At 33.4% G+C, this 12128-nt stretch carries 10 protein-coding genes; 2 read left to right on the top strand and 8 right to left on the bottom strand.

What is annotated here, in order from left to right; translation table 11 throughout:
• Positions 1-164: 164 nt before the first annotated feature.
• Complete coding sequence (locus E0H99_RS09415) at positions 165-1895, bottom strand: hypothetical protein (RefSeq protein WP_131994343.1); 1731 nt, start codon at positions 1893-1895, stop codon at positions 165-167.
• A gap of 285 nt (positions 1896-2180) precedes the next feature.
• Here E0H99_RS09415 and dcm point away from each other — a divergent pair, with 285 nt between their 5' ends.
• Entirely contained in the window at positions 2181-3419 is a 1239-nt protein-coding gene (dcm, locus tag E0H99_RS09420) for a DNA (cytosine-5-)-methyltransferase (RefSeq protein ID WP_131994346.1), read from the top strand.
• On the opposite strand, the gene E0H99_RS09425 is transcribed toward dcm, so the two are convergent.
• On the bottom strand, positions 3395-4159 hold the full coding sequence (locus E0H99_RS09425; RefSeq protein WP_131994349.1) for an Eco47II family restriction endonuclease: 765 nt from the start codon (positions 4157-4159) through the stop codon (positions 3395-3397). The genes dcm and E0H99_RS09425 overlap by 25 nt on opposite strands.
• 203 nt (positions 4160-4362) lie before the next feature.
• Complete coding sequence (gene xerA, locus E0H99_RS09430) at positions 4363-5406, bottom strand: site-specific tyrosine recombinase/integron integrase (RefSeq protein ID WP_131994352.1); 1044 nt, start codon at positions 5404-5406, stop codon at positions 4363-4365.
• 379 nt (positions 5407-5785) lie between these two features.
• Here xerA and E0H99_RS09435 point away from each other — a divergent pair, with 379 nt between their 5' ends.
• On the top strand, positions 5786-6226 hold the full coding sequence (locus E0H99_RS09435) for a hypothetical protein (RefSeq protein ID WP_131994355.1): 441 nt from the start codon (positions 5786-5788) through the stop codon (positions 6224-6226).
• A 144-nt stretch (positions 6227-6370) separates the two neighbouring features.
• On the opposite strand, the gene E0H99_RS09440 is transcribed toward E0H99_RS09435, so the two are convergent.
• From E0H99_RS09440 to E0H99_RS09460, 5 genes are all read right to left on the bottom strand, one after another.
• Positions 6371-7615, bottom strand: a complete 1245-nt coding sequence (locus E0H99_RS09440; RefSeq protein WP_131994358.1) for a peptidylprolyl isomerase — start codon at positions 7613-7615, stop codon at positions 6371-6373.
• Positions 7616-7650: 35 nt separating this feature from the next.
• Entirely contained in the window at positions 7651-8778 is a 1128-nt protein-coding gene (locus E0H99_RS09445) for a peptidylprolyl isomerase (RefSeq protein WP_131994361.1), read from the bottom strand.
• A gap of 13 nt (positions 8779-8791) precedes the next feature.
• The gene (gene gldI / locus E0H99_RS09450) at positions 8792-9445 is read right to left on the bottom strand and encodes a gliding motility-associated peptidyl-prolyl isomerase GldI (protein ID WP_131994364.1); all 654 of its coding nucleotides are present in this window, start codon (positions 9443-9445) and stop codon (positions 8792-8794) included.
• A 3-nt stretch (positions 9446-9448) separates the two neighbouring features.
• Positions 9449-10453 carry a DHH family phosphoesterase gene (locus E0H99_RS09455; RefSeq protein WP_131994367.1) on the bottom strand — a complete coding sequence of 335 codons (1005 nt, stop codon included), beginning with the start codon at positions 10451-10453 and terminating at the stop codon, positions 9449-9451.
• A 176-nt stretch (positions 10454-10629) separates the two neighbouring features.
• Positions 10630-12105 (bottom strand): rhomboid family intramembrane serine protease, encoded by a 1476-nt coding sequence (locus E0H99_RS09460; protein ID WP_131994370.1) that lies wholly within the window; start codon positions 12103-12105, stop codon positions 10630-10632.
• Positions 12106-12128 lie beyond the last annotated feature (23 nt).

The raw sequence follows: 12128 nt of genomic DNA on the forward strand, positions 1-12128 counted from the left end.
CCCCGCGGCTTTGCGCAGTGGCTTGTGATTCAAGACTGAACTCTCCAAACACAAACCCAATTTTGGCGGACAGCGTTTTTTCCGCAGGAAAAAACCAAGCCCAAGCCATTGAGCAAAACCGCTGTTAGGTGCTGGCGTTCTTATCTGTTTCTAAATATTGTTTGTTAGTTGAATACATCTCTAATCAATTTTTTAATAGTTAAGTTTTCTAATTTTGAGGCGATTGGCGAAACGTTATCTTGATTATCTTTCCAGTGCATACCTTCATTGTAAATTATTCCTAATAGATAATGGCTTTCAGGCGAAACAATTCCCATCTCTTCTGCTTTTTCTAATTTTTTTCTTGTCATATGTGTTGCAAGGAATTCATTTCGTGCTTCATCACTTTGAAGTTTATTGTATGCAATTTCTTCAATTTTAACTCTTAACGCACCACAAACAGCGAAAGGATCAAAAGGTTGATTGGCTAAGTATTTTGTTACTTCATCATTCAAATGCTGAACAAAATTGTTGGTTTCGCCCCAAAGTTCACGAATATTTAATGCTCTAAATTCTACTCGTTTGTTTATTGTTCCCAGGTCGAAATGGAGCAAGTATTTATCTACATCAGCCTCAATAGCTGGATTTTTTCGATTTTTCAAAAGATTAATCATACTTTGACTAACCTGAATAGTTGATTTGTCTAAATAATAAACTTTTTGATTACTAAATGCAAAGTTCTTAAAATAGTTTGGGTTTAAATGTGTTAGAATTAAAGGATAAATTCGTTTGCCAAGTGAATTAAACTCCTTTATAAAATTAGTTATGTAATACTGCGCTGCTGTTAAGTTTGCATCATCTAAATAATCAAAGACTTCGTCAATAATTAGAATATTGGCTGACTTCTTTAAATTTCTTTTTGCTTTAAAAAGCATTGAAATAAATGTTAGAATATCTCTTTGTCCGTTAGAAATATGGATAGCTTTTGGAAATTTCACTACAAGGCTTCCGCCTGTTTCACTTGAACGAATATTTTTCCAAGTACAGTTAAAAGTTGTTAGTGTAGCGTCAAATCGTTGTTTATCCAAACGGTAGTTGCTGTGTACACAAGCATTTTTAAAACTATTTTGGTTTTGATTGTAGAGCCAAATCAATTGTATTGCGACTAAGTAACTTTTGGTTTCGGAATTATAACCAATGTCAAATTCATTAATAAGATTTCCAATGCTACTTAGGTAATCAATTTGTTTCAAGTCGTTTAAACGATTATTAGTAATCCAATCAGTTAATACTTCTGCTGTTCCAGCTTGTGCATTAATATCAACAATAATGGCGTTTATTTTTGCTTGAATTCTATCTCCATTTGCTCTAAGTAGTGCTTGAAATAACTCACTTAATTGTTCAACCAATTTTAAGTTTGAGAATACTGCATTAGCGTTTGGTAACACTCTGGAATTTTGGCCAAATCGAGCTTGGCTAACTCTATAAGAATAGTTGAAAGATATATTGGCAGGAATTCTGTCAACCAAAACAACATCCTTTATTTCTAAAGTAGCAGTAGCTCTTCCAAATTGAGAACCTATACCTCTCGGTTTTGTAAGATTATTGATGACGAAACAATCTATTTCATCACTAATTGTGTTTGTTGTATTTGTTGCTTCAAGCGTTCCAATTGTTCCATCTTGTCTTTCATATTCAACTAAGATTCTTGGTAAATTGGCGGCATTTTCTGCGTAAAAGTCATCTTCATTTAATAAAATGCGTCTATTGTTCATTGAATTAAAAGCTGTTGCTAATGAACTTTTACCAAAACCATTGGGTGCAACTAAAAGACTTGGTTTGTTAGGTAAAATGTCTAATTCAAATCTCTTGTTTTGAATTCCTTTGATATTTTCAATTTCAATTACTCTTAGCATGAATTTGTGTTTAAGAATTCTAATTTGCTCATTTGGTATTAGCGATTTCGTGCGCTACGCTTGCACCTAACGTCCCGCCGCTTGGCGAGGTTGGGGACTAAATTAAGATTTAATTTTCGGTTAAACACAAAATTTCCAAATACAAGACCAACTTTAAATTAAGCCTAAAACCCCAATCTAGCCAAACGGCTGTTACCTGATGTTTTTTTTCTTTTCTATTCTGCTTGGTTATTCCGTTTTTTCTTTTAAATTTGTAACCATTGTGTAAGGTTAAACAATTTGGTTATGAATGAATATATGACACTTTCAGAAACTTCTGAATATATTGGTAAAAGTAAGGAAACTTTGAGACGTTGGGATAAAGAAGGTAAATTATCTGCTGTACGTGAGCCAATGAGCAATTATCGTGTTTACAGAAAAACTGATGTTGATACTTTATTTGCAGATTTTTTGGATGAAAATATTCAAGAAACAATTTCAAATTATGTTGAGCCTCAAAATGAATATACCGTTTTAGAACTTTTCGCTGGAGCTGGTGGTTTAGCTGTTGGAATGGAAAAAGCGGGTTTAAAGTGCGTAGCTTTAAATGAAATTGATAAATGGGCTTGTCAAACGTTAAGAAAAAATAGACCAAATTGGAATGTTTTGGAAGGCGACATAAAAACTCATAGTTTTACGGATTATGAAAACAAAGTTGATATTGTAACTGGTGGTTTTCCTTGTCAAGCATTTAGTTATGCTGGAAAAAAATTAGGTTTAGCAGATGCAAGAGGAACTTTGTTTTATGAGTTCGCAAGAGTTGTAAAAGAAGTAAATCCGCCAATTTGTATTGGTGAAAATGTTCGCGGTTTATTAAGCCACGAAAATGGTAAAACTTTACAAGGAATGATTTCAATTTTAGATGAAATCGGTTATAATGTCGTTCCTGTACAAGTTCTAAAAGCAATTAATTTTAATGTTCCTCAAAAGAGAGAAAGATTGATTTTAGTTGGAATTAGAAAAGATATTGATTTAAAATATGAATATCCGAAACCTTATAAGAAAATATATAATCTAAAAGATGCTTTAAAAAAAGGAGATTTGTTTGATTGTGATGTTCCAAAATCAGATGGTTCAAAATATCCAAAAAGTAAAATAGATGTTTTAGAGTTAGTTCCGCCAAAAGGTTATTGGAGAGATTTACCTATAGATATTCAAAAAGAATTTATGGGTGGAAGTTTTCATCTTGGCGGTGGGAAAACGGGAATTGCAAGAAGAATAGGGTGGGACGAACCTTGTTTAACTTTGACTTGTAGTCCTGCTCAAAAACAAACTGAAAGATGCCATCCCGATGAAACTCGACCGTTCACGGTTAGAGAATATGCAAGAATTCAAACTTTCCCTGATGAATGGAAATTTGAAGGTTCTATTGCGCAACAATATAAACAAATAGGGAATGCTGTTCCTGTTAATTTAGGTAAAGAAGTTGGCTATTCAATTATTAAATTTTTGAACAGTTATTATAATTTATCAAAACCTAAATAATAACTATAATTCTCAAAAGTGATTTGATCCAAAATAGTTCGTTTTGATGTTTTAGTTTCGTCTTTTAGTTCATCTATTGCAGAATTTGCTTTTATTGAATCACTTTTTTCAATTGAATTTAGATAATCTTTTACTACAATTGGAATGTTTTTATATAATTTCAAAAGAGCATCTTCTTCACCTGAGAGTAAAGCATAGAATTTGTCGCCTGAAATTTTAAAAACTCTACTATGAGAGTATTCTTTTCCATTAATTATACCTTCCCATTTTTGATTGAAACTTTTTTTAGCTAATATTTGTACTAAATAACAATTTGCTTTTTTATTGTCGTCAGCAAATCTGGCTAGTTTTTGAAATACAGCTTCAGCAAGTCCACTACTCATTGTATTATGTTTATTCTTTATTTCTGCAAACATTGTGTCATTGTTTGCTTTAATATCAAAACCGCTGAATTTTCCAATTTGAAAACCTTCAATACCACCTAATATTTGTTCGTGAAATGTTCCGATAGAATTGTTTATTGATTTATCTATTTGTCGCAAAATTTCAGCTTGTATTAAACTTTCTTCGTCTATTTCGTTGAATGTAGAATCAAAAGTTAGTTTAATAGTATCTACTTTGTTACTATAAAAATTCTTTTTAGTAATGTTGTTTTTAGCTTTTAAGTATGCTTTATGAAGATTTGATACGCAATCTAAAAAGTGTTCATCCGAAATAAAATCTACATACTTATTTTTCATAATTTTTTTTGAAATTGTTTTTCGTTTGCTAAATTATGAATTTAATTTGATTTTCTCAAAAGTTCTAATTTCTGCGATTTTGAGGCAAAATATCAGGTAACTTGTTTATAGGTGTGACAAAATCACACAAAGCCACCCAAATTTGGGTAGATATGTGTGATAATTATCACACAATATTTAATTTCAAATATATTGATTTTTTCTTACAAATCATCAAATGGGCTTTTTATTTGTTGAATACTTTTCGTACTAACGTGCGTGTAAATTTCGGTGGTCTTGCTACTGCTATGACCTAATAATTCTTGAATATATCTCAAATCCGTTCCGCTTTCTAAAAGATGTGTAGCATAGCTGTGACGTAACCAATGTAGTGTAACAGGTTTTGTGTTCCCTACTTTTTGAAGAGCTTGTTTTAAAACGCTTTGTAAACTATATTCAGAATACATTTCTCCCACATTTTGTCCTTCAAAAAGCCAAGTTTTAGGTTTGTAGGCTATATAATATTCACGAAGCATTTTTAATATTTTGGGAGATAATGGCGCTATTCTATCTTTTTTGCCTTTTGCGTTTTTTAGTAACACAATATTTCTTTTAGAATCAATATCTGAGAATTTTAAATTTAAAAGTTCACTTCTACGCAATCCGCAACTGTATATCATACTCAACATTGTTTTGTGTTTAATGTTAGAATGAGCGTTTAGGATTAATTTTACTTCTTCTTTACTCAAAACATTTGGTAAACTTTTGGATCTTTTTGGACGGTGAATGGCATCAACTACTATAAGTTTATTTTGGACGGTTCTATAAAATAATTTTAAAGCATTGACAATCTGATTTTGGTATGAAGCCGAAAGGTTATTTTTTAAAATATAGTCGTTATTGTAGACAATCACATCCTCGTTAGTAATATCAGCAATGGGTTTTTCTCGGTAGAAAACCAAGAATGATTTCAAAGCTTCGCTATAGGTGGTAAGGGTGCTTTCGCTATAGCGTTTAGAACGAAGCCATTGCTTGAATTTTTCTATATGAACAATTCCCTCGGGTGAAGGGAGAGAGTTTGCTAAGGATTCTATTTTAAAGCGTTCTCTGTTTTCGATTGTGTCCGGGATGTGCCAAACTGTTTTTTGCTGGCTCCATCGGGCCCCTTCTATTTGTTTTATGCGGGCAATCAGGTCCTGATTTTTTTCAAAATAAACGGCAATTCTATTTTCGCTTTTGTGTTTTATAAGTTTTGCTGCCCAAGTCATATTGTGTTGGTTTTGTAATTGAAAGATACTGATTTTTTCACAAATATTGTTTTGTTAAGTCAAAGGCTCTTATGTACTGAGGCTTTTTTGCGAGAGGGATAAAAGTGGAAATCTTCCCGATTTTTCTTCGGGAGATTACAGCGGATAGCCCGACCCGCTTTTTTAGTGGGTAACTCCCAAATTGTGAATTTTAGAATCAATAGTAGTATTTGTTATCGGTTAATTTTTAAATAAAATAAGGTAGTGGACTTTGCGAAAAACTTTGCGAACTTTGCGGTCAAATAATACGATATGAAATGAGCATAACGTTAGCTTGGAATAAACACCAATAGCGCTATGTGAATTACATATTCCTTTAAAAAATAAATATAAACTACGTATGAAAATAAATCCAAAAAACGGAATTGACAAGCTCATTTTCGGAATGAAACAAAATGATGTTACCGCTATTTACGGGAAACCAGACAGGAATTACAAGGACGAGGATGATAATGTGATTTTTGCCTACAACAAACTAAAAATGCGTTTGACTTTCTATGTGGAAGAAGAATTCAAATTGGGATATATCGTGGCTTCCAGCCCGGAAATGGAGTTGTTTGGGAATAAAATTATCAATAGAAAAATCAGCGAAGTCAAAAAAGATTTGGCTGCCAAAGGAATAACTAAATTCACTCAGGAAGAATTTGACACGTTCGAAAACTATTTCAATGAGGAATACTGGATTATTTTTCAAACGGAATTTGATGAGGTTGTGAAATTCGAAATTGGTGCTATCATCAACCAAAAAGATGAATTTGACTGGAAATTTGGTAAGAAATAATGGCTCCTAAAAATGGAACGCTGATGACGCGGATAATGGCCAATTTCTATTGGTCTAATCAGTACTTCAAGGGAAATAAATTATAAAAACAAACCCGACAGATTTTGAAGTCTGTCGGGTTTTTTATTTGTAATTTTTTGAAATTTATTGTTTTTGAGCTGCTTGTTTTTCCAGCATTTCCAATTCGAAAATAAGTGTTGTATTAGGAGGAATAACGCTTCCGGCACCTCTTTCTCCATACGCCAAATTTGACGGGATAAAAACCACTGCTTTGTCTCCAAAGGACATGTTCTCTAATCCTTCAATAAATCCTGGAATCATACCGTCTTTTTTTCCTGCTTCAAAAGGGAATGATTGGTAGCCGTTTTGAGCGGCACGGTTTGCATCAAATTTTCCGTAGCTTTTACAAACTTCTTCATAACTGCTGTCAAACAGCGTTCCATCTTCAAAATAACCGGCATAATGAAAATAAAAAGTCGTTCCGTTCGCAGGTTTTACGCCAGTTCCTTTTTGTGTTATTTTGTATGCTAATCCTGATGGAGTAATGGTCGCACTTGCTTTTGTAGTGGCTAAATACGCTTTTTTTGCAGCTACAACAGGACTGTATTTTTCAGTGTATGCTCTTTTGGCTTCAGCTTCAATTGCAGCATGTTTTGCTTTGTTTTCAGCATTAATTAAATCCTGTTTCTTTAGGTCTTCGGATTTATTATTGAAATAATCTGCGAATACTTTTGGCGCATCAAATTTTTTGGCTAAAACTCCTTTTCTAACGATAGTAATTTTAGTAATCACGTCATTTTGAGCAATCGAGTTGACCACATCCATTCCCGCTGTAACATGACCAAAAACTGTATGTTTTGGGTCTAACCAAGAGGTTTCTTTGTGGGTGATAAAAAATTGGCTTCCATTGGTAGCTGGGCCGGAATTAGCCATAGAAAGTATACCGGCTTTGTTGTGTTTTAAGTCTGTAAATTCATCTTTGAAAGCGTATCCGGGACCACCAGAACCGTTTCCGGATGGATCACCGCCTTGAATCATGAAGTCTTTAATCACACGATGAAATTTTAAACCATCAAAGAAAGGTTTTCCTTTTAGTTTTTCATCTGTTACAAAAGTATTTTTACCTTCAGCAAGCGCTATGAAGTTAGCTACGGTAACAGGAGTTTTTTTGTATTCTAATTCAAGTACAATATCTCCCTTGTTTGTGGAAACCGTTGCAAAAATCCCTTCGATTGCTGCAGGTGCTTTCACTACTGGTTTTTTTACCGCTGGTTTTGCCGCAGTTTTTACGGTTGTTGCCGGTTTTTTAACCGGAACAGTTTTCTTTGTAGTTTGAGAATGCAGGTTTAGCATTCCCAGAAATAATAAAAACAGAATTTTAAATTTCATTTTTTAATAATTTAAGGTCTAACTTTTTTAATCTGTTATTGTTGAGGCATTGTTTCCAATAATTCAATTTCAAAAATGATATTAGCGCCTGGCGGAATTACGCCTCCAGCGCCTGCTTCTCCATATCCTAATCGAGATGGAATAAAAATTACAGCTTTGTCTCCAAAAGATAATTTTTCCAGTCCTTCAATAAAACCAGAAATCATGCCATCTTTTTTCCCAGCTTGGAAAGGGATGGGCTGGTATCCGTTTTGAGCCGCTCTGTTTTCATCGTATTTTCCAAAAGTTTTAGAAACACTTGCTACACTGGCGTCAAATAATTCTCCGTCTTCCAGAAAACCGGCGTAATGTATGAAAACATGGGCGCCATTGGCAGGTTTTTTACCGCCGGCTTTCTTAGTGATTACATATTGCAATCCTGTAGGTGTTTTTGTAGCTTTGGCTTTTAAAGTGGTAAAATAAGCGATTTTTTGTTCGCGAACTTCTTTGTATTTCGCGTCGTAATTTTTTTTGTTTTCAGCAGCAATGGCGGCTTTTTTCTTTTGATTTTCAGATTCTACTGAAAAATAATCATTGAATGTTTTTACAGCATTAAACTTTTTGGCGGCTTCACCATTTCTGATGATGGTAATTTTATTGATGTAATCATTTTGTACAATCTTGTTTACAACATCCATTCCTTTTTCTATGACATGCCCAAAAATAGTATGCTTTCCGTCTAGCCAAGGTGTTGCAATATGTGTGATGAAAAACTGACTGCTGTTAGTTGTAGGTCCATTATTGGCCATAGCCAAAACGCCACTTTTATCAAATCTTAAATCTGAAAATTCGTCTTTAAACTTATAACCGGTATCTCCTGATCCTGTTCCTAAAGGATCACCCGTTTGAATCATAAATTCTGGAATTACCCTATGAAATTTTAATCCGTCAAAAAATGGTTTGCCTTTAAGGTTTTTATTAGTGACAAATTCATTTTTCCCTTCTGCTAAAGTCACATAGTTGGCAACGGTTATAGGTGCTTTTTCGAAATCTAATTGTACAATTATTTCCCCTTTATTGGTCTCTATTTTTGCATATAAACCATCAGGAAGATTGTTGTGCTCTTCTTTGCAAGAGTAAAATGAAGCAATAACTAGGAATACGAATAGGATCTTTTTTTTCATTTCTAAATTTAATTTATTGAGTTATAGTGTCTTTGGGTTTTATTACGGCTTCGGTTTCTTGTTTGGCTGGTGCAGGTATTGCTTTTAGTTTGGCTTCACTTTCTTTTTTATACACTGCTTCCGACTTAAAATCACGTAAAGTTACTGTACAAATTAAGGGCTGATTGGTGCCTATTTTTTTGTCGTCACCGTGATAACCATACCCCATATTTGATGGAAAAAGGAAACTTACTTTTTCGTTTTTTCGCATTAGTTTGATACCGTCACGCAATCCCATCATGATATTTTGTTTGTCTACATAATAGATTTGTGGTCTTAATTCTAATTCAGAATAGATAACAGTACCTTTTAAATCTTTTATTTCGTAGTCAAAAAAAGCAACATCTCCTTTTTTTGGAGTAAGGGAATCGATTTCATTTTTGGTCACATAAGTATACCAATATCCTTTTTTGGAAGCGATGTATTTTACATTCGGATTGCTTTTTATTAAAGCTTCAATTTGTGTTTCTTCGTTGGCAACCAGTTTTTTATTGCGTGCGATTGATTTCTTCATGAAGCTCCCGGAAGTCTGTGAAAGAGGCTTTCTGGCATCCTGATGCTGTTTACATCCTGAAACGAGTATGGATAAAAAGAACCCAAATACGATTAACGTACTAAATTTTGACATCTGTTATATTTTTAGCGTTGTTACTAAATCTTCAAATTTTCGGATCGTTTCTTCCATCGATACTTCTGATTTTCCACCGGCAGCATTGCGATGTCCTCCACCATTGAAATGATCTCTGGCAAATTGATTGACATCAAAATCACCTTGTGAACGAAATGAAATCTTGATGATTTTTTCTTCTTTATTTTCGATAAATATAGCAGTAAAAACGATTCCTTTTATACTTAATCCGTAGTTTACAATTCCTTCTGTATCACCTTTTACATAATCAAAAGTATTCAACTCGTCTTGAGTAAGCGTAGTGTAGGCGGTTTTATGTTCCGTAAGCACTTTCATATTTTGAAGTGCTCTTCCCAATAATTGTAATCTTCCAAAAGAGTTGTTGTCAAATAATAAGGTTGGAATCTCCGTATTCTCGACACCTAAATCAATTAATTCAGCGATAATTCGATGGGTTGTTCCTGTTGTTTTTGGAAAACGAAAAGAACCTGAATCGGTAAGGATTCCAGTGTAAATGCAAGTTCCTATAGTTTTATCAATATCTTCTTTTTTTCCAAGAAATAAAATGAAGTTATAAATCATTTCACAAGTAGATCCAAACGAGATATCTGAATAAGTAAATGTTGCATAATCATCTGGTTTTTGATGATGATCTATCATGATAAATGGCGCTTTTAGCTTGGCTAGCACCTGTTCCATTTCACCAGTACGGTGCAAAGCATTAAAATCTAAAGTGAAAATAAGTTCCGCGTCTTCCAGTATCTTAGTACAGTTTTCTTTATCTTTTTCGTATATTTTTATGGTTTCTGATCCGGGCATCCACGCCAGAAAATCAGGAAATTCATTTGGAGAAACCACCACAGGGTGATGGTTGTTTTTTAATAAAAAATGATATAATCCTAAGGTAGATCCCATAGCATCCCCGTCAGGACCGCGGTGTGGGATTATGGCAATCTTTTTTGGAGTTGATAATAACAACTGTATCGCTTGAATGTCTTGTGTTTTCATAGATTGCGAAATTACATTTTTTTAATGTAAAGTTGAAATCATTAACAGGAATTTCACGGATTATTAAAGGCATTATTTTTCTATTTCTCTTTTTTTTGAAATGGTTTCTGGGGTACAGACAATTTCAGTGGGAATCAATGTTTTAGTTTTTTAAATTAGGAATTAAATCCTGGAATCTATTTCTTAGGAGTGCTTTTTATTTTAACAATGATTTTCTGGATCTCATTATTAAGTACTGTCATGTTAGCATCATACTTATCAGTGTTTTCATTTAATTTTTTATAGGCAAGACCATAGAATTCCATCCTTAATTCGCAGTATTCAATTAAAGTTTCATTTTGAAAGTGTATTGCTTCTGGAAGATATAATTTGTCAAGTTGCTTTAGTAGAATTATGTTTTCGTTCCAATAATAAATGCCCCGGTCCTTAATTTTAGACAATGTATTTTCTTTACTGTCACCATAAAAAGACGTGTAAGATTCCAACGCCATTTTCTCCATGTCTGCAAAATCTTGTATTCCTCCTTGATATTCAATAATTTGATAGATGTATACTTTTGAGTTTTTGCTAAGTGTAAATAAACCTACAGTTAGAATTAGTGTTGCCGAAGCGACTACTGAAATTCCAGTTGTTCTGTTTTTAATTAATAAGGCTAAGATTACGCCAAATAATAATCCTGAAAGTAGCCCTCCAATATGTGCTGCTCCATCAATACCTTCTTTGAAACTGCTAGCGATATTTAAGACAATCAAAGTTCCTATTGTTATCAACAGCGAGCTATTTGCTTTTTTGTCAATGGTATTAAACAGGATGGAGACCAATAGAATGCCATACATTCCAAAAATAGCTCCTGACGCACCAGCACTAACAATATTGGTATTGTAATATAAACTGGCTAAGCTTGCTACCAGGCCACAAAAAAGATAAGTTAGCAGGAAATCTCTTTTTTTTAAGTACGATTCTAATAATAAACCAACATACGCCAGCGCATAACAATTCATTAGTAAATGAAAAATTCCTATATGTAGAAAACAAGCTGAAATCAATCGCCACCAGTGATTTCCGATTGTCAAAGGACCGTAGTTTCCACCCCAATCAACAATATCTTGTGTTTTTGGTACAAAGATATTGACTCCCGAAAAGCTCATTAAAAGAAAAATCAGAATGTTTATATTGATGAGAATCGGGGTGATGAAATAATCTTTGGTAGGTATGAATATTGAGAAAAATGAATAAAAGTGGGTGATGCTTCTTGATTCTTCGATCTCTGAATCCTGTTTTGTTGTTTCACAATTTATAAAATCCCTCAGTGAAATTTTGTCTAATGCTAAAATGGATTCCTCTTTTTTTATTTCATAAAATAAATCCAAAAAAGCATCAATGTTCTTTTGATTTCTTCCGCGGTCATAGAGTTGATTTCCATTGCTAAAGCTAGTGATCAAAGGGTCGTGATCCTCTAAAGTAATAACAATGGTTTCATTCCAGGTGTTTAAAACATTTTTTGATTGGGCTTTTAATCCGTTTTCATCTATTTGAGTTAAGTCCCACTGTAGTTTTTTAGTGACTTCAATTGCTATAAAAATAAGCTGCAACTTCGATAAGTTATTCAGAGGAATGTATTGAGAAAAAGTAGAAGGGTTTCCAAAAGCCATACTGTAAAATTAAATTGATTTAG

It is taken from the genome of Flavobacterium sp. GT3P67, from assembly GCF_004349155.1.
Lineage (GTDB): Bacteria > Bacteroidota > Bacteroidia > Flavobacteriales > Flavobacteriaceae > Flavobacterium > Flavobacterium ranwuense.